General features: G+C 71.9%; 17 protein-coding genes and 1 riboswitch. Of the genes, 10 read left to right on the forward strand and 7 right to left on the reverse strand.

Features of this window, described 5'->3' with window-relative positions; all coding sequences use genetic code 11:
• Positions 1-123 precede the first annotated feature (123 nt).
• The gene (locus OG709_RS27640) at positions 124-1,269 is read left to right on the forward strand and encodes a citrate synthase/methylcitrate synthase (protein ID WP_250304795.1); all 1,146 of its coding nucleotides are present in this window, start codon (positions 124-126) and stop codon (positions 1,267-1,269) included.
• Positions 1,270-1,307: 38 nt separating this feature from the next.
• Entirely contained in the window at positions 1,308-2,432 is a 1,125-nt protein-coding gene (locus OG709_RS27645) for a CobW family GTP-binding protein (protein ID WP_329167956.1), read from the forward strand.
• A gap of 46 nt (positions 2,433-2,478) precedes the next feature.
• Here the strand turns inward: OG709_RS27645 and OG709_RS27650 are convergent, their stop codons facing one another.
• Positions 2,479-4,926 carry a DNA gyrase/topoisomerase IV subunit A gene (locus tag OG709_RS27650; RefSeq protein ID WP_266640407.1) on the reverse strand — a complete coding sequence of 816 codons (2,448 nt, stop codon included), beginning with the start codon at positions 4,924-4,926 and terminating at the stop codon, positions 2,479-2,481.
• 180 nt (positions 4,927-5,106) lie between these two features.
• Here OG709_RS27650 and OG709_RS27655 point away from each other — a divergent pair, with 180 nt between their 5' ends.
• The 4 genes from OG709_RS27655 (at position 5,107) to OG709_RS27670 (ending at position 9,988) form a co-directional block, all read left to right on the forward strand.
• On the forward strand, positions 5,107-6,456 hold the full coding sequence (locus OG709_RS27655; protein WP_266640406.1) for a M16 family metallopeptidase: 1,350 nt from the start codon (positions 5,107-5,109) through the stop codon (positions 6,454-6,456).
• 20 nt (positions 6,457-6,476) lie between these two features.
• Entirely contained in the window at positions 6,477-7,844 is a 1,368-nt protein-coding gene (locus OG709_RS27660) for a M16 family metallopeptidase (RefSeq protein ID WP_250304849.1), read from the forward strand.
• A 309-nt stretch (positions 7,845-8,153) separates the two neighbouring features.
• A riboswitch (cyclic di-AMP (ydaO/yuaA leader) is annotated at positions 8,154-8,312 on the forward strand.
• A 13-nt stretch (positions 8,313-8,325) separates the two neighbouring features.
• Positions 8,326-9,126, forward strand: coding sequence for a M23 family metallopeptidase (locus OG709_RS27665; protein ID WP_266640404.1), 801 nt, complete (start codon positions 8,326-8,328; stop codon positions 9,124-9,126).
• Positions 9,127-9,310: 184 nt separating this feature from the next.
• Positions 9,311-9,988 (forward strand): GntR family transcriptional regulator, encoded by a 678-nt coding sequence (locus tag OG709_RS27670; RefSeq protein WP_250304790.1) that lies wholly within the window; start codon positions 9,311-9,313, stop codon positions 9,986-9,988.
• Positions 9,989-10,277: 289 nt separating this feature from the next.
• Here the strand turns inward: OG709_RS27670 and OG709_RS27675 are convergent, their stop codons facing one another.
• Complete coding sequence (locus tag OG709_RS27675) at positions 10,278-10,559, reverse strand: HPr family phosphocarrier protein (RefSeq protein ID WP_250304789.1); 282 nt, start codon at positions 10,557-10,559, stop codon at positions 10,278-10,280.
• A 129-nt stretch (positions 10,560-10,688) separates the two neighbouring features.
• Here OG709_RS27675 and OG709_RS27680 point away from each other — a divergent pair, with 129 nt between their 5' ends.
• The 4 genes from OG709_RS27680 (at position 10,689) to OG709_RS27695 (ending at position 16,126) form a co-directional block, all read left to right on the forward strand.
• The gene (locus OG709_RS27680) at positions 10,689-13,526 is read left to right on the forward strand and encodes a bifunctional acetate--CoA ligase family protein/GNAT family N-acetyltransferase (RefSeq protein ID WP_329167959.1); all 2,838 of its coding nucleotides are present in this window, start codon (positions 10,689-10,691) and stop codon (positions 13,524-13,526) included.
• Positions 13,527-13,626: 100 nt separating this feature from the next.
• Positions 13,627-14,214: a DUF5998 family protein gene (locus OG709_RS27685; protein ID WP_250304787.1), complete on the forward strand. Its 588-nt coding sequence runs from the start codon at positions 13,627-13,629 to the stop codon at positions 14,212-14,214.
• Positions 14,214-15,410 carry an alkaline phosphatase family protein gene (locus OG709_RS27690; RefSeq protein WP_250304786.1) on the forward strand — a complete coding sequence of 399 codons (1,197 nt, stop codon included), beginning with the start codon at positions 14,214-14,216 and terminating at the stop codon, positions 15,408-15,410. The genes OG709_RS27685 and OG709_RS27690 overlap by 1 nt, the downstream gene beginning before the upstream one ends.
• A gap of 65 nt (positions 15,411-15,475) precedes the next feature.
• Positions 15,476-16,126: a thymidine kinase gene (locus OG709_RS27695; protein ID WP_250304785.1), complete on the forward strand. Its 651-nt coding sequence runs from the start codon at positions 15,476-15,478 to the stop codon at positions 16,124-16,126.
• A gap of 25 nt (positions 16,127-16,151) precedes the next feature.
• Here the strand turns inward: OG709_RS27695 and OG709_RS27700 are convergent, their stop codons facing one another.
• The 5 genes from OG709_RS27700 to OG709_RS27720 form a co-directional block, all read right to left on the reverse strand.
• A complete protein-coding gene (locus OG709_RS27700) occupies positions 16,152-17,072 on the reverse strand; it encodes a M56 family metallopeptidase (protein ID WP_250304784.1) in 921 nt (306 codons plus the stop codon).
• Between the two features lie 4 nt (positions 17,073-17,076).
• Entirely contained in the window at positions 17,077-17,451 is a 375-nt protein-coding gene (locus OG709_RS27705) for a BlaI/MecI/CopY family transcriptional regulator (protein WP_308409509.1), read from the reverse strand.
• Positions 17,452-17,540: 89 nt separating this feature from the next.
• The gene (locus OG709_RS27710) at positions 17,541-18,326 is read right to left on the reverse strand and encodes a polysaccharide deacetylase family protein (protein WP_329167961.1); all 786 of its coding nucleotides are present in this window, start codon (positions 18,324-18,326) and stop codon (positions 17,541-17,543) included.
• Positions 18,323-19,663: an MGDG synthase family glycosyltransferase gene (locus OG709_RS27715; protein WP_329167962.1), complete on the reverse strand. Its 1,341-nt coding sequence runs from the start codon at positions 19,661-19,663 to the stop codon at positions 18,323-18,325. Before OG709_RS27715 ends, OG709_RS27710 begins: the two co-directional genes overlap by 4 nt.
• A gap of 362 nt (positions 19,664-20,025) precedes the next feature.
• Positions 20,026-20,799, reverse strand: a complete 774-nt coding sequence (locus OG709_RS27720) for a VOC family protein (RefSeq protein WP_250304780.1) — start codon at positions 20,797-20,799, stop codon at positions 20,026-20,028.
• Positions 20,800-20,810: the final 11 nt, after the last annotated feature.

Genomic DNA, 20,810 nt, shown 5'->3' on the forward strand with positions numbered 1-20,810 from the left:
CATTGACAGGATTACAGTCAAGCATGGACAGTCGAATCAATAAAGCGAATCGATGCAGCCGCTATCGATGCAGCCGCTATCGACGCAGACGCTGATGACAGAGGCAGGAAGCAGGAGGAGACCATGTCCACCATCACCGCCCCACGAGGGCTCGCGGGCGTCGTCGTCACGGACACCGCACTCGGTGACGTCCGGGGTCGCGAAGGCTTCTACCACTACCGCCAGTACTCGGCGGTGGACCTCGCGCAGACCCGCAGCTTCGAGGACGTCTGGTACCTGATGGTCCACGGCGCGCTCCCGGACGCGGCGCAGAGCGCGGCCTTCACCGCCAGGACCGCCGAACTGCGCCGGCTTCCGGCCGAGGTGCGCGAGGTGCTGCCCGCGCTGGCCCGAGCGGGATCGGGCCCGCTGGCCGGGCTGCGTACCGCGCTCTCGCTGCTCGGCGCGGCGGGCGGGTTCCGGCCCGTCTACGACATCGACGCGGACCGGCGCACCGCCGACGCCCTCGCCGCCTGCGCGGCCGTACCGACCCTGCTCACCGCACTGCACCGGCTCGGCCGCGGTCTCGACCCGGTCGAGCCGCGCGACGACCTGTCCTGTGCGGCCAACTACCTGTACATGCTCACCGGTTCGGAGCCCGATCCGGTGAAGGCGCGGGCCGTGGAGCAGTACCTCGTCTCCACCGTCGACCACGGCTTCAACGCCTCGACGTTCACCGCCCGGGTCATCGCGTCCACCGGCGCCGATGTGGCGGCCTGCCTGGTCGGCGCGGTCGGCGCACTGTCCGGACCGCTGCACGGCGGGGCGCCGAGCCGCGCCCTGGACACCCTCGACGCCATCGCCGTACCGGACCGCATCGACCCCTGGATACGGGAGAAGGTCCTGGCGGGGGAGCGGATCATGGGCTTCGGCCACCCGGTCTACCGCACCGAGGATCCGCGCTCCCGGATGCTGCGCGGCATCGCCCAGCAGTTCGGCGGCCCCCTGGTCGACTTCGCCGTGCAGGTCGAGGAGAGGGTGGAGGCCATCCTGGCCGAACTCAAGCCGGGCCGTGAGCTGCACACCAACGTCGAGTTCTACGCCGGGGTCGTCATGGAGCTGTGCGGACTGCCGCGGGAGATGTTCACGCCCACCTTCTGCGCGGCGCGGGTGGTCGGCTGGAGCGCCAACATCCTGGAACAGGCGGCGGACTCCAAGATCATCCGCCCTGCCGCCCGCTATGTGGGACCCCCTGCGCCACAGCCGGTGCCGGACGCGGGCCGGGGCTGATCGCAGGTGCGGTGCGGGGCTGACTAAAATCGGGGCCCATGTCCAGGAAACCCGTGCCCGTCGTCGTTCTCGCGGGATACCTCGGCTCCGGTAAGACCACCGTGCTCAACCATCTGCTCCGGCAGAGCAGGGGCACGCGTATCGGCGCCGTCGTCAATGACTTCGGCGCCATCGAGATCGACGCGATGACCGTGGCGGGTCAGGTCGACTCGATGGTCTCGCTCGGCAACGGCTGTCTGTGCTGCGCCGTCGACACCAGCGAGCTCGACGACTATCTGGCCCGGCTGGCCCGCCCCGACCTGCGGATCGACGTCATCGTCATCGAGGCGAGCGGTCTCGCCGAGCCGCAGGAGCTCATCAGGATGATCCTGGCGAGCGAGAACCCGCACATCGTGTACGGGGGGCTCGTCCAGATCGTCGACGCCGCCGAGTTCGATGCCACCCGCGCCCGCCACCCGGAGACCGACCGCCATCTGACCCTCGCCGATCTGGTCGTCGTCAACAAGGCCGACCGGGTGGACGGACCGGAGCAGGAGCGGATCGTCGCGGTGATCGGCGAGCAGGCCGCGGGCACCCCGGTGGTCCGCGCGTCGTACGGGCAGGTCGACCCGGAGCTGCTCATCGACCGCAGGCCCGGCGGCGAACGCATCGGTCAGCTCTCCTTCGACGACCTGCGCGCCGACGGGGAAGACGCGGCGGCGGAGGAGGACGGCGATCACCGCCGTCATCTGCACGCGCGGTACGAGAGCGTCGAGTTCGTCGCACCGGAGCCGGTGAATCCGCGACGGCTGATGGACTTCCTCGACGGCAGGCCAGACGGCCTGTACCGCATCAAGGGGTTCGTCCACTTCGACGTCCCGGGCCACCGTGAGCGGTACAGCCTGCACGCGGTGGGGAACTTCCTGCGCTTCTATCCGATGGCGCGGGCCGGGGACGGGGAACCCCTGACGCAGCTGGTCCTCATCGGGTCGGGCATCGACGCGGACGCGGTGCGGGAACAGCTCGACGGCTGCCGGGAGCCGGCACCGCAGGACGTCCGCCCGGAATCCATGTGGGGCGTGCTGCGGTACGTACCGGATCCGGCCGGAACAGACGAGGCCGACCCCGGGCAGGCCGGAACGGACGCCTTCGCCGGAGCGGACGCCTTCGCCGAAGCGGACTGACCCGGCCGGGCCGGTCCCGTCCGCTTCGGCGAGTGAGCCGTACCGGCTACACGGGCCCCGCGAGCGTCGCCACCGCCGGGGCGAACGGGACGCCCGAGCCGTCACGGCGCGGGTCCGGTTCGGGCAGCTCCGCCGGGGTGCCGTTCGCCGCGGCGGCCCTGGCGGGGGCCTCGCCCGCCCAGGCCAGCACCAGCAGGTCCTCCCCCTTCAGGAAGCGCTGGCAGCGCACCCCTCCGGTCGCCCGCCCCTTGCGCGGGTACTGGTCGAACGGCGTCAGCTTCGCCGTACGCACCGAGTCGTCCAGCGTGCCGTGCGAGCCCGCGATCGTGAAGACCACCGCGTCCGCCGCCGGGTCCACCGCGGTGAACGAGATCACCTTGGCGCCCTCGGCCAGCTTGATGCCCGCCATCCCGCCCGCCGGGCGGCCCTGCGGCCGTACCTGCCCGGCCGGATAGCGCAGCAACTGCGCGTCGTCGGTGATGAAGACCAGGTCCTCCTCGCCGGTCCGCAGTTCGACCGCGCCGACGATCCGGTCACCGTCCCGCAGGCCGATGACCTCCAACTCGTCCTTGTTGGGCGGGTAGTCGGGCACCACCCGCTTCACGATGCCCTGCTCGGTGCCGATCGCCAGCCCGGGTGAGGCCTCGTCCACCGTGCTGAGACAGACGACCTGCTCGTCGTCCGCGAGCGAGACGAACTCCGAGATCTGCGCGCCGCCCGCCAGATTGGGCGCGGAGGCGGTGTCCGGCAGCTGTGGCAGATCGATCACCGCGACCCGCAGCAGCCGGCCGGCCGAGGTGACCACCCCGATGTCACCGCGCGCGGTCGCCGGGACGGCCGAGACCACCACGTCGTGCTTGGTGCGCTTCTGCCCCTCGGTGCTCAGCGGCTCGGCGGTGGCCGTACGGGCCAGCAGGCCCGTCGACGACAGGAGCACCCGGCACGGGTCGTCGGCGACCTCCAGCGAGGTCGCGGCGAGCGGGGTGCCCGCGGACTCCAGCAGGACCGTGCGCCGGTCGGTGGAGAACTTCTTCGCCACCGCGGCCAGTTCGCCCGAGACCAGCTTGCGCAGCTCCGCGTCCGACTCAAGGATCTTGGTCAGTTCCTCGATCTCGCTGTTCAGCCGGTCGCGCTCGCTCTCCAGCTCGATCCGGTCGAACCGGGTGAGCCGGCGCAGCGGTGTGTCCAGGATGTACTGGGTCTGGATCTCGCTCAGCGAGAAGTGCGAGATCAGCCGCTCCTTGGCCTGTGCCGAGTTGTCGCTGGAGCGGATGAGCCGGATGACCTCGTCGATGTCGAGCAGCGCCACGAGCAGGCCCAGGACCAGATGCAGCCGGTCCTGCCGCTTGCCCCTGCGGAACTCGCTGCGGCGCCTGACGACCGAGAAGCGGTGGTCGAGATAGACCTCCAGCAGCTCCTTGAGCCCCAGCGTCAGCGGCTGCCCGTCCACCAGCGCGACGTTGTTGATCCCGAAGGACTCCTCCATCGGGGTGAGCTTGTAGAGCTGTTCCAGAACGGCTTCCGGTACGAAGCCGTTCTTCACCTCGATGACCAGCCGCAGACCGTGCGCACGGTCGGTGAGGTCCTTCAGGTCGGCGATGCCCTGGAGCTTCTTCGAAGCCACCAGGTCCTTGATCTTGGCGCGGACCTTCTCCGGGCCGACCGCGAAGGGCAGTTCGGTGACGACGATGCCCTTGCGGCGCGGGGTGACGTCCTGGATCGTCGTCGTGGCGCGGATCTTGAAGGTGCCGCGGCCCGACGCGTAGGCGTCCTTGATGCCGTCGAGCCCCACGATCCGGCCGCCGGTCGGCAGGTCGGGTCCGGGCACGAAACGCATCAGCGAGTCGAGATCCGCACCGGGGTGCTTGATCAGATGCCGGGCCGCGGCGATGACCTCGCCCAGATTGTGCGGCGGCATGTTCGTCGCCATCCCGACCGCGATCCCGGACGCGCCGTTGACCAGCAGGTTCGGATAGGCGGCGGGGAGTACGACGGGCTCGCGCTCCTGGCCGTCGTAGTTCGGCTGGAAATCGACGGTGTTCTCGTCGGTCGACTCCGTCATCAGTGACGTGGCGTCAGCCATCCGGCACTCGGTGTACCGCATGGCGGCGGGCGGGTCGTCGTTGCCGAGGGAGCCGAAGTTGCCGTGACCGTCGACCAGCGGGAGCCGCATCGAGAAGGGCTGCGACATCCGCACCAGGGCGTCGTAGATGGAGGCGTCGCCGTGCGGGTGCAGCTTGCCCATGACCTCGCCGACGACACGGGCGCACTTCACATAGCTGCGGTCGGGGCGCAGCCCCATCTCGCTCATCTGGTAGACGATGCGGCGGTGGACGGGCTTCATGCCGTCACGGGCGTCCGGCAGGGCCCGTGAGTAGATCACCGAGTACGCGTACTCCAGGTAGGAGTTCTCCATTTCATCGACGACGTCGATGTCGAGAATCTTCTCCTCGAAGTCCTCCGGCGGCGGGGTCTTCGTGCTGCGGCGGGCCATCGCTGCTGCGGCTCCTTCACGTGCCTGGTCCGGTACTGATGCCGACCATTGTGGACTGTCCCACCGACAACACCGACCGCGACCCGGGGACGCCCGGGTGGCTGCCAGGTGTCAGCGCGCTTGCATACAGTGGCAGGACAGCATTCAACGCGGTCAACACACGCGAGCGAAGGGACGTACATGCCCATGGGTCACACGGCCACAGCCGAGGCCGCTTCCGGCGGCCTGACAGCGACCGAGCACCGGCTGGCCAACGGCCTGCGGGTGGTGCTCTCCGAGGACCACCTGACCCCGGTGGCGGCGGTCTGCCTCTGGTACGACGTCGGTTCACGGCACGAGGTCAAGGGGCGTACCGGACTCGCCCACCTCTTCGAGCACCTGATGTTCCAGGGCTCCGGACAGGTCGAGGGCAACGGTCACTTCGAGCTGGTACAGGGGGCCGGAGGATCGCTCAACGGCACCACCAGCTTCGAGCGCACCAACTACTTCGAGACGATGCCCACGCACCAACTGGAGCTCGCTCTCTGGCTGGAGGCGGACCGGATGGGCTCGCTGCTCGCCGCGCTCGACGAGGAGTCCATGGAGAACCAGCGGGACGTCGTCAAGAACGAGCGGCGCCAGCGCTACGACAACGTGCCGTACGGCACGGCGTTCGAGAAGCTGACCGCCCTCTCGTACCCCGAGGGTCACCCGTACCACCACACGCCGATCGGGTCGATGGCCGACCTGGACGCCGCGACGCTGGAGGACGCACGGGACTTCTTCCGTAAGAACTACGCGCCCAACAACGCGGTCCTGTCGGTCGTCGGTGACATCGACCCCGAGCAGACGCTGGCCTGGGTCGAGAAGTACTTCGGCACCATCCCGTCCCACGACGGCAAGCAGCCGCCGCGCGACGGCGGCCTCCCCGACACCCTCGGCGCCGAGGTGCGCGAAGAGGTCCACGAGGAGGTCCCCTCGCGTGCGCTGATGGCCGCCTACCGGCTCCCGGAGGACGGCACGCGCGCGTGCGACGCGGCCGACATCGCGCTGACCATCCTGGGCGGCGGCGAGTCGTCGCTGCTGCACAACCGCCTGGTCCGGCGGGACCGGACAGCGGTCGCCGCGGGCTTCGGCCTGCTGCGGCTGGCCGGTGCGCCCTCGCTCGGCTGGCTGGACGTCAAGACGTCGGGCGGGGTCGAGGTCCCGCAGATCGAGTCCGCGGTGGACGAGGAGCTGGCCCGCTTCGCCGCCGACGGCCCCACGGCCGAGGAGATGGAGCGCGCGCAGGCCCAGCTGGAGCGCGAATGGCTGGACCGGCTGGGTACGGTCGCCGGCCGCGCCGACGAACTGTGCAGGTACGCCGTGCTGTTCGGCGACCCGCAGCTCGCGCTGAGCGCCGTGCAGCGGGTGCTGGACATCACGGCAGAAGAGGTGCAGGAGGTCGCGAAGGCGCGGCTGCGCCCCGACAACCGCGCCGTGCTCGTGTACGAGCCCGTCACGGCGGACGAGACCGACGACAACACCCGGACTGACGAGGCGGACCTGTGACCGACGCCGCAACCGTGAGCATGACCTTCCACCCGCAGCCGCAGGCGGGTACCGCCAGGCCCTGGGCCTTCCCGGCCCCCGAGCGGTCCACGCTCCCCAACGGCCTGACCGTGCTGCGCTGCCACCGCCCCGGACAGCAGGTGGTGGCCGTCGAGATCAGCCTCGACGCCCCGCTGGACGCCGAGCCGGAAGGGCTCGACGGCATCGCCACGATCATGGCGCGGGCCTTCTCCGAGGGCACCGACAAGCACACCGCCGAGGAGTTCGCCGCGGAGCTGGAGCGCTGCGGTGCCACCCTCGACGCGCACGCCGACCACCCCGGTGTCCGGATCTCCCTGGAGGTCCCGGTCTCCCGGCTGCCCAAGGCGGTCGGCCTGCTCGCCGACGCGCTGCGCGCGCCCGCCTTCGCGGAGAGCGAGATCGAACGGCTCGTGGGCAACCGCCTCGACGAGATCCCGCACGAGCTGGCCAACCCGGCCCGCCGCGCGGCCAAGCAGCTCTCCAAGGAGCTGTTCCCCGCCACCGCGCGCATGTCACGCCCGCGGCAGGGCACCGAGGAGACGGTGGCGCGCATCGACGCGGCGGGCGTCCGCTCCTTCTACGAGGCGTACGTCCGGCCCGCGACGGCCACCGCGGTGATCGTCGGTGACCTCACCGGCACCGACCTGGACGGCCTGCTCGCCGACACCCTCGGCGACTGGAAGGGCAGCGCGGGCACGCCCCGGCCGGTGGCGCCCATCACCGCGGACGACACGGGCCGGGTGGTCATCGTGGACCGTCCCGGGGCCGTCCAGACGCAGCTGCTCATCGGCCGCATCGGCGCCGACCGGCACGACCGCGTCTGGCCCGCGCAGGTTCTCGGTACGTACTGCCTGGGCGGCACCCTCACGTCCCGGCTGGACCGGGTGCTGCGTGAGGAGAAGGGCTACACCTACGGGGTGCGCGCCTTCAGCCAGGTGCTCCGCTCCGCGCCGGACGGGACCGGCGCGGCGATGCTCGCCATCAGCGGTTCGGTGGACACGGAGTCGACCGGGCCCGCGCTCGACGACCTCTGGAAGGTGCTGCGGACCCTGGCCGCCGGTGGTCTCACCGACGCCGAGCGGGACGTGGCCGTGCAGAACCTGGTGGGCGTCGCCCCGCTGAAGTACGAGACGGCCGACGCGGTCGCGGGCACCCTCGCGGACCAGGTCGAGCAGCACCTGCCGGACGACTTCCAGGCGCAGCTGTACGCGCGTCTCGCGGCGACGGGCACGGTCGAGGCGACCGCGGCGGTCGTCAGCGCCTTCCCCGACGACCGCCTGGTGACGGTGCTGGTGGGTGACGCCGCGCAGATCGCGGAGCCGGTCAGGGCGCTGGGCATCGGCGAGGTGACGGTGGTCGCGGGCTGACCCCCGGCTGCCCCGCGGGCGCGGGGGAGTGAAGGACGGACAGGACTCCGGCGGCTCGGCTGCCGCCGGAGTCCTGTTCCGTGTCCGCCGGGCACCCGCTTCCGGTGTCCGCTGCGCACCGGTTTCCGGTGTCTCTTACGCACCCACTTCTGTGTCCGATGTGCGCACGCGATGTCCGGTTTATTCGCAAGGTTGCCTGTATTTCCTGTGGCATGACCGACAAAACTGCCCATCTGTTTGGTTCAACCGACAACCACCGTTTAGCGTCTCACTCGCTGTTCGTCGGACGTAAGCCGCGATCGCGGCGCCGAACAGCGATCGCCGAGTCCCCGTCAGGCGCGAGCCTGGGGAGCCGGGGACCCACGCAGTCCCTGGGGTGAATCGGGCCGCTCCGCGTGGAGCCGGCCCGTAGGAGACCTTCCTGCTCCGAACCCGTCAGCTAACCCGGTAGGCGAGAAGGAAGGAAAGGACCAGCCACTTCATGGCGTTCACCCGCCCTGCCGGTAAGCACCGTGCCCCGAACCGTCTGACCCGCAGGACTGCGACCGTGGCCGGTGTGGCCACCCTCGCCACCGCGGGTGTCATCGGCACTCTCGCGTCCCCGGCGATGGCCGACGACGTCAAGGCTCCCTCCGCGCAGGAAGTCAGCCTGGAACGGACCATCCTTGTCGGCGATTCCGTCGCCGACCGGATCGCCGCCCAGGCCGTCGCGCAGCAGTACGAGGCCGAGCAGGCCGCGGCGAAGGCGGAGGCCAGGGCCAAGGCGGTCGCCAAGGCGAAGGCGGAAGCGAAGGCCAAGGCGCGGGCCGAGGCAGCCGCGAAGGCGAAGGCCGGCCGGGAGCGTGCGGCCCGCGACGCGGAGCGCAAGCGCCTCAATGCCTATGTGGCCCCCGTGACCGGCTCGTACGTCTCCACCGGTTACCGGACCGGCGGCAATCTCTGGTCCTCCGGCAGTCACACCGGCATCGACTTCCACGCGGCGAGCGGCACCCCGGTGCACGCCGTGGGCGCGGGCACCGTCGTCGAGGCGGGCTGGGGCGGCGCGTACGGCAACAACGTCGTCATCAAGATGAACGACGGTACGTACACCCAGTACGGCCACCTCTCGTCCATCGGCGTCTCGGTCGGCCAGTCCGTCACCTCGGACCAGCAGATCGCGCTCTCCGGCGCCACCGGCAACGTCACCGGCCCGCACCTCCACTTCGAGGCGCGTACGAGCCCCGACTACGGTTCCGACATCGACCCGGTCGCGTACCTGCGTTCACACGGCGTCAACGTCTGACCCACGCACACCCCCGTCCCCCGGTGGCCCCGGCGCAGATGCGCGCCGGGGCCACCGCTTTTTATGGCCAAAAGACAGTCATCATTTACCGGTGGCCTTCGGAAATTCACGTGCACTGTCATAGAGTCGCCGCACAGGTATGGATCGACCGCGATTTCGCGGGGGATCAGGCGGAGGTTCGGCCATGCGCATTCCCGCGCATTCGGTATGCACGGCAATTCGCGACGACATCATCTCGGGGGTCCTGGAACGCGGCACCCGGCTGACCGAGGAGGTGCTCGCGCGCCGCTACGGGGTCTCGCGCGTCCCGGTGCGCGAAGCCCTGCGCACCCTGGAGTCCGAGGGCTTCGTGGTCACCCGCCGCCACGCCGGCGCCTGGGTCGCCGAGCCGAGCGAGCAGGAGGCCGCCGACCTGCTGGAGATGCGGATGCTGCTGGAGTCGATGGGCGCGGCACGCGCCGCCCGGCACCGGACCGAGGCCCATCTGAAAGTCCTGCGGGGCTTGGTCGGCCTGGGGCAGGAACGGGCCCGTCGGGGGCAGGGTGAGGATCTGCGCTCACTCGGCGGCTGGTTCCACGAAACGCTCGCGCAGGCGTCCGGGAGTGCGGCGCTGACCACCCTGCTGACTCAGCTGAGGCAGAAGACCGCCTGGATGTACACCGTCGATCAGCCGGTCCGGCCCGTCGATTCCTGGGCCGAGCACGGCGCGATCGTGGACGCGGTGGCCCGTGGTGACGCCGAGCGGGCCCGGTCACTGACCACGGCGCACGCGGACCGGGCGACGGCGGCGCACCGGCTCCGCAAGCGGGGGCGTGTGAGGACTTCGCAACATGCCGTAAACGTTTCGGGCATCCCGGATTAACGAGCGTGCCGTAGAAAAAGAGCGGCATACGGAAATAGTTGTATTCCCGCAGCCGGTCTTCTGCGTGCCCTCGACCGGTCCCCGGCAATTGACCGCGCCGGAAAGACGGAATGACAGGGAGAGTGCGAAGAGCAGGAGAGCGCGAAGCGCAGGAAGAGTACGAAGCCCAGGGAAAGCGCGAAGGGCAGGAAAAGCAGAACCGCAGCGCCCGAATTCGGGACACTGCGGTTTCTCGGAACGCCCGACTCCGGTGTCCGGAACGAACCGGCCGGGCGGAGCGGCACACGTCTCAGACGGTCTCGGGCAGTTCGTCGAGTCCTTCGGCGACCAGTTTGGCCAGCCGGTCGAGTGCCGCCTCGGCACCGTCGACGTCCGAGGACAGCACGATCTCCTCGCCACCTTCGGCGCCCAGGCCGAGAACCGCGAGCATCGACGCGGCGTTGACGGGGCTGGTGTCGGGCCTGGCGATCGTCACCGGGACTCCGGAAGCCGTCGTGGCACGGACGAAGATGGAGGCCGGACGGGCGTGCAGACCCTCGGCCCAACCGACCTTGACGCGGCGCTCAGCCATGGTGTTGCCCTTCGAGTTCTCTGACGGTTGTCTAGACCATTCTTGCACGGGGTGCGCGGCGTGCCGGGGGCCGTGCCGGATCCCAGACTGCACCGCTCGCGGTACCGCCGCGACCCGTACGCTTTCCCCATGCAGCCCCCGCTGGAGCAGAGCCCGCACCAGGAGTACCCGGCCCACTGGGAAGCGGACGTGGTGCTGCGCGACGGCGGTACGGCCCGGATCAGGCCCATCACCACCGAGGACGCCGAGCGGCTGGTCAGCTTCTACGAACAGGTCTCGCCCGAGTCGAAGTACTACCGCTTCTTCGCCCCCTACCCCAGGCTGTCCGCCAAGGACGTCCACCGCTTCACCCATCACGACTACGTCGACCGGGTAGGTCTGGCGGCCACCGTCGGCGGGGAGTTCATCGCGACCGTCCGCTACGACAGGATCGGCGAGGACGAGGCGGAGGTCGCCTTCCTCGTCCAGGACGCGCACCAGGGGCGCGGTGTGGCCTCCGCCCTCCTCGAACACATCGCGGCCGTCGCCCGTGAACGCGAGGTCAGCCGCTTCGTCGCCGAGGTGCTCCCCGCCAACAACAAGATGATCAAGGTGTTCACGGACGCCGGGTACGAGCAGAAACGCAGCTTCGAGGACGGCTCCGTCCACCTCACCCTCGACCTCGAACCCACCGCGGCCTCGCTCGCGGTCCAGCGCGCCCGCGAACAGCGCGCCGAAGCGCGCTCGGTACAGCGGTTGCTCGCCCCGCGCGCCGTCGCCGTGGTCGGCGCGGGCCGCACACCCGGCGGGGTGGGGCGCACGGTCCTGCGCAATCTGCTCGGCTCGGGCTTCACCGGCCGTACGTACGCGGTGAACCGCGCCTTCCCCGACGGCGTCACCGAGCTGGACGGGGTCCCCGCGCACCGTACCGTCGCCTCGATCGACGACACCGTGGACCTGGCGGTCATCGCCGTACCGGCCGGACGCGTCCCCGAAGCGGTCGCCGACTGCGGCGAGAGCGGCGTGCAGGGGCTGGTCGTCCTCTCCGCCGGGTACGCCGAGAGCGGCGCCGAGGGGCTGCGCCGCCAGCGCGAACTGCTCCGCCAGGCCCGCTCGTACGGCATGCGCATCATCGGCCCGAACGCCTTCGGCCTCATCAACACCGCCGAGGCCGTCCGGCTGAACGCCTCACTGGCCCCCGAGTCCCCGGTCCGCGGCCGGATCGGTCTCTTCACCCAGTCCGGCGCGATCGGCATCGCCCTGCTCTCCGGGCTGCACCGGCGCGGAGCCGGACTCTCCTCCTTCATCTCCTCGGGCAACCGCGCGGATCTCTCCGGCAACGACTTCCTGCAGTACTGGCACGAAGACCCGGACACCGATGTCGCCCTGCTCTACCTCGAATCGATCGGCAACCCCAGGAAGTTCACCCGGCTCGCCAGGCGCACGGCAGCGGTGAAACCGGTCGTCGTGGTCAAGGGCGCCCGGCACAGCGGCAGCGCCCCGCCCGGCCACGCGGTCCCGGTCACCCGCCTCCCCGACGCCACGGTCTCGGCGCTGCTGCGGCAGGCCGGCGTCATCCTCGTCGACACCGTCACCGAGCTCGTCGACGCGGGGCTGCTGCTCGCCGACCAGCCGCTGCCCGAGGGGCCGCGCGTGGCGATCCTGGGCAACTCCGAATCCCTGGGCCTGCTGACGTACGACGCCTGTCTGACGGAACGGCTGCGTCCGCTGCTGCCCGTCGACCTGACGACGGACGCGACCCCGCAGGACTTCCGCGACGCGCTCGCCGGGGCGCTGGCCGACGAGGGCTGCGACGCGGTCCTGATCACGGCGATCCCCTGGGTGGGGGAGAACGGCGTCACCGAATCGGGCGACGGCGAAGTGCTCGCCGCCGCGCTCCGCGAGGCCGCCGCCCACTCCCCGGCCAAGCCGGTCGCCGTGGTCCACCTGGAGATCGGCGGACTGGCGGAGGCGCTGGCCGCCGCCACGAACTCGGTGCGCCACCCCAAGGGGACGCCGCCGCCCGCCGGTCCGAGGACGGCGGGCGGCGGGGAAGCGGCGACGTCCGACTCCGACGGCGGGACCGATGCGCCGCTCGCCTGGGACCGCCCCGGCGGGATGCCCGCCTACCCCGCCGCCGAGCGGGCCGTCCGCGCCCTCGCCCAGGCCGTCCGGTACGGACAGTGGCGCCGCCAGGCCGCCGACCCCGGCCGGGTCCCCGCGTACGACGACATCGACGAGCCGGGCGCCGCCGAGCGGATCGGGGCGCTGCTCGAAACCGCCCACGTCGACGTCGCCCGCGGCCTGACCCTGTCCCTCGACGACGCCTGCGAACTGCTCGGCCTCTACGGCATCCGCGTCCTCCCGGCCCGCCCGGCGCCGGACGCGGACACCGCCGTCGCGGCAGCCGCGCACCTGGGCTACCCCGTGGCGCTCAAGGCCACCGCACCGCACCTCCGCCACCGCCCGGACCTCGGCGGTGTACGTCTGGACCTCGGGTCCGAGACCGGGCTGCGCCGCGCCTACACCGAACTGACCCGGGCGCTCGGCGCACCGGCGGTGGTCCAGCCGGTGGTCCAGGCGATGGTTCCCCGCGGTGTGGACACGGTCGTCCGGTCCGCGATCGACCCCGCAGTCGGCGCCGTCCTCTCCTTCGGGCTCGCCGGGGCGCCGTCCGAACTGCTCGGCGACACCGCACACCGGCTGGTCCCGGCCACCGACCGGGACGTCGCCGAACTCATCAGGAGCATCCGGACGGCCCCCCTCCTCTTCGGCTGGCGGGGCTCGGCGCCCGTGGACACCCACGCCCTCGAAGAGCTGCTGCTCCGGGTGTCCCGGCTGGTCGACGACCACCCCGAGGTGGTGTCCGTCGCCCTGGAGCCGGTGGTGGTCGGGCCGAGCGGTCTGTCGGTGCTCGGCGCGTCCGTACGGCTGGCGCCCGCGAACGCCCTCGGCGACCTCGGGCCGCGCCGGATGCCCAGCTACTGAGGAGGCAGCTGTCATGAGGGCCGGACGTGCCTTCTCCGCCCTGTGGCGGGGCCCGTACCGCGCCCACCTCCCATGTGCCCGTCGGTCTAAGATGGAGCCCATGGCGAAGACCGGTACAACGACCCAGGGGCTGCGCGCGGCGATCGAGCGCAGCGGCTATTACCCGGCCCTCGTGGCCGAGGCGGTGGAGGCCGCTGTCGGCGGCGAGCCGGTTTCTTCGTACCTGGTGCACCAGGAGACGACGTTCGACTCCAACGAGGTGCGCCGCCATGTCACGGTCCTCGTCCTGACCGGCAACCGCTTCATCGTCAGCCACACCGACGAGCAGGCCGCCGACGGCGGCTCTCCGACGCCGTTCGCCACCACCTCCACCGAGTCGGTGAAGCTGGGCCGGATCTCCTCGGTGGTCCTGAGCCGGGTGGTGGCCAACCCGGAGAAGTACGTCCCGGGCACCCTGCCCCGTGAGGTCGTCCTGACCATCGGCTGGGGCGCGGTCGCCCGTCTCGACCTGGAGCCCGCCGCCTGCGGCGACCCCAACTGCGAGGCGGACCACGGGTACACCGGCAGCTCCACGGCCGACGACCTGAGCCTGCGCGTCAGCGAGGCCGGTGACGGCCCCGACACCGTCCGCCAGACCCTCGCCTTCTCCCAGGCGCTCTCCGAGGCGACCGCGGCGGCCGGCCGCTGATGGTCCAGCCCGACTGGCGGTACGAGGACGACGTCGCCCCGCTCGCGCTCTCCACCGCCCCCGTCCCGGAGTACGGCTCGGGCTCGCTCGCCGATCTGCTGCCGACGCTCGCCGCGGGCCTCGGCGTCCCGGGTTTCACCGCGGCGATCCCGGAGCTCACCCCGGCCGACCGGAACTGCGTCTTCCTGATCGACGGCCTCGGCTGGGAGCAGATCCGCGCCCACCCGGACGAGGCCCCGTACCTCCACTCGCTCCTCGGCACCTCGCGCGGCGGCACCGGCCGTCCGATCACGGCCGGTTTCCCCGCCACCACGGCCACCTCGCTGGCCTCGGTCGGCACCGGTCTGCCGCCCGGCGCGCACGGTCTCACCGGCTACACCACCCGGAATCCCGCCACCGGTGAGCTGATGAACCAGCTCCGCTGGCGGCCCTGGACGGACCCGCACGTCTGGCAGCCGTACCCCACGGTCTTCCAACTCGCCGACGCGGCAGGCGTCCACACCGCCCAGGTCTCCTCACCGGACTTCCAGCACACCCCGCTCACCAAGATCGCGCTGAGCGGCGGCACCTTCCGGGGCAAGCTCACCGGCGAGGACCGGATGGACCTGGCCGCGGCCCAACTGGGCGCGGCGGACCGTTCGCTGATCTATACGTACTACAGCGAGGTCGACGGCAAGGGCCATCGCTTCGGGACGGACTCGGACGCCTGGCGCGGCCAGCTGATGTACGTCGACCGGCTCGTCCAGCGCCTCGCCGAACAACTCCCGCCGCGCTCCGCGCTCTACGTCACCGCCGACCACGGGATGATCGACATCCCGTTCGACGAGGAGTCCCGCATCGACTTCGACGAGGACTGGGAACTGGGCGCGGGCGTCGCGCTGCTGGGTGGCGAGGGCCGTGCCCGCCACGTCTACGCGGTGCCCGGCGCCGAGGCCGATGTGCTGACCGTCTGGCGCGAGGTGCTCGGTGAGCAGTTCTGGGTGGCGAGCCGCGAGGAGGCCGTCGCGGCGGGCTGGTTCGGCCCGCAGGTCGACGAGCGGGTGCACGGGCGGATCGGCGACGTGGTCGCCGCCGCCCACGCCGACGTGGTGATCACCGCGTCCCGCCGCGAGCCCCACGAGTCCGTCATGGTCGGCATGCACGGCTCGATGACCCCCGTGGAGCAGCTGGTGCCGCTCCTCGAAGTACGCTCTTGACCCGCGTACCCCACCCACGCGTTCCCCACCCGTTTCCCCCGGATCCGAAAGGTCCTCGACTTCCCATGCCCGAGCTGGTGTTCTTCTCCGGAACGATGGACTGCGGAAAGAGCACTCTGGCGCTGCAGATCGGACACAACCGTTCGGCCCGTGGCCTCCAAGGCGTGATCTTCACCCGCGACGACCGTGCGGGGGAGGGCAAGCTCTCGTCCAGGCTCGGCCTGGTCACCGACGCGGTCGAGGCGGACGAGGGCATGGACCTCTACGCGTACCTGGTGGGCCGCATCACCCACGGCGACAGGGTGGACTACGTGATCGTGGACGAGGCGCAGTTCCTCGCGCCGGACCAGATCGACCAGCTGGCCCGGGTGGTGGACGACCTCGACCGGGACGTCTTCGCCTTCGGGATCACCACCGACTTCCGGACCAAACTGTTCCCCGGCTCGCAGCGGCTGATCGAACTGGCCGACCGGATCGAGGCGCTTCAGGTCGAGGCGCTGTGCTGGTGCGGCGCACGGGCCACGCACAACGCGCGCACGGTGGGCGGGGAGATGGTCGTCGAAGGCGCGCAGGTGGTGATCGGGGACGTCAACCGGCAGCAGGGCGAGGTCGGTTACGAGGTGTTGTGCCGACGCCACCACCGGCGCAGGATGACCGCCCGGTCGGCCCGCGCGGGGGCGCTCTCGCCCGATGTCCTGCCGGTCGCGACGCGCTGATCACCCGGTATTCCCGACACCCGCGTCAGTGCTGCGGTGCCTCGGTACGGGCAGGCGCGGCGGCATCGAACAGCTGGTCCACGTCGTGGGCGGTCAGCGCCGGACCGGCGCAGCAGATCACCATCAAGGCCGCCACGGCCACGACCAGACGGCGGCGCAACGGCGTGGGCGGGGCGAGCAGGGCCTGGACCCGCTGGGGCACCGGGCCGCCGGTGGCGGCCAGTGCGGGCTGCGGGGCACGACCGGTGGCGAGTGCCGCGCGGGCGACCGCGCGGGCGACCAGATGGCGGTCGGCCACGACGGCTCCGGCCGACTCGTCGGCCCAGCACTCCAGCGCGTGGGCCCCGGCCCGGGTGAGCGGCCTGAGCAACGGGTTGGCCGCCGCGGCGAGTTGCAGCACCAGCAGGAAGACATGGTGACGGTGGCGCAGATGAGCGCGCTCGTGCGCCAGCAGGGCGCGGCGCTCGTCGGCGTTCAGGGCGCGGAGCATGCCGGTGGAGACCACGATCCGGCCGGGCGCCCCGGGCAGCGCGAAGGCCACCGGAGCGGGGTCGTCCAGAACCGCCAGATCACCCGAGGTGGGCAGGGGCCGGAAGTCGTGCCGGGCCCGGACGAACACCCGCACCCAGCGGTACGCGGACACGACGAGGGCCGCCAGACAGCCGAGAGCACCGACGGCGCACGCCGCGGCCACCGGCCAGTCGAGCGGGTTGTCGGCGGCCAGCACCCGGGGTGACCACCGGCCCTCGGCGGCCACTTGAGGAATCTGTCCGATGAAGGTGACACCGAGCATGGCCAGGACCGCGACCCAGGCGCCCGCCGCGATCACGGCGGCCGAGGTCAGCATCCAGGCGGCGGCGCGCGGGGGCAGCCTGCGGGCGGTCCGGGGCGCGCTCAGCGTCAGGACCACACCGGCCGACAGCGCCACGCACAGGCTGATCCACACGGTCCTACTCCTTCGCGTCGCGCAGGAGTTGTTCCAGCAGCTTCTCGTCGTCGGCGGGCAGCTCGGAGACGAAACGGGCGAGCACCGCGGCCCGGTTCCCGCCGTGCTCCAGCAGATCGCGCATCCCGGCCGCCGCGTGTCCGGCCTCGTCGCGCACCGGGGAGTAGAGATACCCGCGTCCGGCCCGGGTACGGGTCACCAGGCCCTTGGCGTGCAGCCGGGACAGGATCGTCAGAACGGTGGTGTAGGCGGGGTCGCCGGTGACCTGTTCGCGCACCGTACCGGCGCCCGCGGGCTCACCGGCCGCCCACAGAGCGGCCAGGACCTCGCTCTCCAGCTCGCCCGGCGCACGCCGTCCCGATGGCCCCTGCTTGCTCACGCTCCGCACCCCTCTGTACTCCGCCCGGCTGCGCCGCAGCTCCGTCCGCGCCGCTCCGTGTCCATGAACCGCGCCGGTCCTCCAAGCTACTACGGCATACGGAGCGCGGGCGTCCGCCCGGATCCGCGGTGAGCGGGGTCCGGCCACCCGTGTTCCCCGAGCGGTCCGACCTCCAGCCCGCGCTCGTGGCAGGTGTCCAGGATCCGGGGAAGCGCGCCGAGGGTGTTGCGCCAGGAGCCGGTGGCGGACGTGCAGTCGGAGTCGTGCAGCAGGATGGTGCCGCCGCCGCGCAGGTCGCGCGCGACGGTGTCGTGTACGGACGCGGGGGTCGCGCGCTTGCGCCAGTCCTCGCCCCAGGTGGTCCACAGGGCGGGGGTGAGGCCGAGGCGGCGGCAGGCCAGGTACGTCCCGGCGGTCATCACCCCGTACGGGGGCCGGAACAGCCGGGGCGGGACGCCGGTGATGCCGGTGACGGTGTCGTGCGCACGGGCGAGGTCGTCGTAGGTGGCGGCGGGGCCGCGCACCAGCAGCGGCCGGTGGGCCCAGCCGTGCAGGGCGATCTCGTGCCCGGCGGCGGTCATCTCCCGTACCAGGGCGGGGGAGCGCACCGCCATCGAGCCGAGCAGGAAGAAGGTCGCGTGCACCCGGCGGGCGTCCAGCAGGCGCAGGAAGTGCGGGGTGGAGAGATGGTCGGGGCCGTCGTCGAAGGTGAGCGCGGCGTGACCGGCCCGGCCCTGCCCGGACAGCCGGGGCATGAACCTGTTGCGCAGCGGCCCGAAGGTGGAGACGACCGGTGCGGCGTGCACGGCGGCGAGCGCGGGCAGCACCGCGGCGCCGGCGAGCAGGACGGTACGGGCCGTTCGGTGCAGGGTCATCGGCGCACGTCGCCGTCCAGGAAATGCGTGAACGAGCCGAAGCGGGCCGGTGAGTCACCGTACGCCTCGGCGAGCGGGGCGCCGATCCCCAGCAGCAGGGTGGCCGCCATGGCGACGGTCACGACGGCGGCCCGGCGACGGGCCCGGCGGCCGGGCGGTGTGCCCCAGGCGGCGGGGCGGTGGCGGGCGGCGGCGGCGATGGCCGCGGCGGGGCCGGGCCCCTTGTCGTACAGGGCCAGTCCCGCGGCGCGCTGGGACCGGCCGAGGGGGCCGTCGAGCAGTTCGGTGAGCGTCTGTGCGAGGTCGGCCGGTTCCCGTATCCAGGTGGCGAGCCCGGCCTCGTGCAACGCGGCGGCATTGGTCTGTCCATGGCCGGGAATGCAGCGGTAACTGGCCACCGGCAGGCCGCTGGCGAAGGCTTCGAGCGAGGTGAGGCCGCCCGCGTTCTGCACCAGGACGTCCGCCGCGGACATCAGTGCGGGCATGTCCGCCACCCAGCCGTGCACATGCTCGATCCCGGCTCTGCGGAGCCGCCCGGCCAGCGCCTCGTTGTGCCCGCACACGACGACCGGTACGGCTGTGCCGCTCGCCCGTATCTCGGCGGCCACCTGCTCCACCGGCCCGACCCCCCACGATCCGGCCACCAGCAGCGCCACCGGGGCCTCGTCGGGCAGGCCGAAGCGGGCACGCGCGGCGCTGCGGCGCCGGGGCGTGGCGGGGGCGAAACGGTCAGCGGTGACGGGTCCGCTGACGGTCACCCCGGCGGCGCCCTGGGCGGTGGCCTGTCCGGCGGGTATCGCATGGGCGGCGAGATGCGTGTCTATCCCGGGCGCCACCCACAGCGAATGGACCGAGAAGTCGGTGAGGTAGGTGATGGCCGGTACGGACAGCCGCCCGCGCAGCCGCAGACCGCCGAGTACCTGGCTCGCGCACGGATAGGTCGAGACGACCGCGGAGGCGTCGGCGGGGACGGCCCGCAGGGTGCGCCGCTGGGCAACGCGGAACAGGGCGCGCAGGACCGGGCCGGGCCCCCCGGTGTGCTCGGTGGCGGCGTAGATCCGCTGGTAGCCGGAGGGCGCCCAGGTCAGCAGGCGGTGGTAGCTGCCCGACAGCAGTTTCCCGAGCCGGGCGGGGAGCAGATCGAGGAAGTCGTGCCGGTCGACCGTGAAGCCCTCGGCCTCCAGACGGCGCGCCAACTCGTGGGCCGCGCCGTCGTGTCCCGCGCCGACGCTCGCCGAGATGATCACGATCAGCGGCAGCGCGTGTTCCCGCCGGTGGGTCCGGCGCGGGAACACCCCGCCGCCCACGGGGAATTCGGGGTCCTGGTGGTACGACACGGCCGATCAGCCTCCGAACTGGCAAGAGCGGGACAGGGGTTCGCTCTCGCCGGGCTGACGGAAGTGCCGGGCGCGCGAAAACGACGCCGTCCGGCGGGGCCTGAGGGATCAGGACGGCGCGGAGGGCTGCCGTCTGAAACTACTACATGATGTAGAAGTAAGGGAATGGCCCCTCGGATGGGGTGGTCCGCCGGGGGTATCGCGAACCGGCCGGGGAGACGGCGAACCGGCCGGACGGCAGCCTGCTGCTCCGTCCGGCCGGTGGTGATGTCCGTGCCTGCCCAGGGGGTGCGACGCCCGCCCCGGGGGGCGCCGTGCCTGCCCGGGGTCGGTGTGGCGCCGGGTTCAGTGTGCCGCCGCGTTCAGCGGGCCGTCCGGACGATCGTGAAGGCCGCGCCCTCCGGGTCGGCGACCGTGGCCAGCCGCCCGGTCTCGCCCTCGCGCGGCTGCTGCAGCACGTGCCCGCCCAGCTCGACCACCCGGTGTGCGGCCTCGTCGGTGTCCGCCACCTCGAAGTACGTCATCCAGTGCGCACCCCTGTCCCTGGGCAGCGCCTGACCGACCCCGTGCAGGGAGGCCACCGCGTGGCCCTCCAGGTACAGGGTCAGATAGTCGAAGTCGGCCGAGACCACGGCCTCCGTCTCGTATCCGAACACCGCTTGGTAGAACTTGCCGACCGTCCCGGTCTCCCGGGTCACCAGTTCGTTCCACACCGGCGTCCCGGGGACGCCCGCCTCCGCGACCCCGGCGTGGGCGGTCGCCTGCCAGACGCCGAAGACCGCGCCCGCGGGGTCGGACCCTATGGCCAGCCGCCCCGCCTCGCCCGCGTCCAGCGGCCCCACTCCGACCGTCCCGCCGCAGTGCCGGATGGTCTCCGCGGTCGCGTCGGCGTCGTCGGACGCCAGATAGGTCGTCCAGGCGATCGGCAGATGCCGGTCGGGCGGCATCTGCCCGATGCCGGCGACCTCCTTGCCGTTGAGCAGCGCGCGTACGTACGGCCCCAGTTGGAGGGGGCCAGGCTGGAACTCCCAGCCGAACAGGTCCCCGTAGAACTCCTGGGTCGCTGCCAGGCCGTGCACCATCAGACTTACCCAGCAGGGGGTTCCGGGCGTACGCCGAGTGGCTGCCTCGGTCATCTTCGCTCTCT

Origin of the sequence: Streptomyces sp. NBC_01267 (genome assembly GCF_036241575.1) — a bacterium.
In the GTDB taxonomy this organism is placed as follows: Bacteria; Actinomycetota; Actinomycetes; order Streptomycetales; family Streptomycetaceae; genus Streptomyces.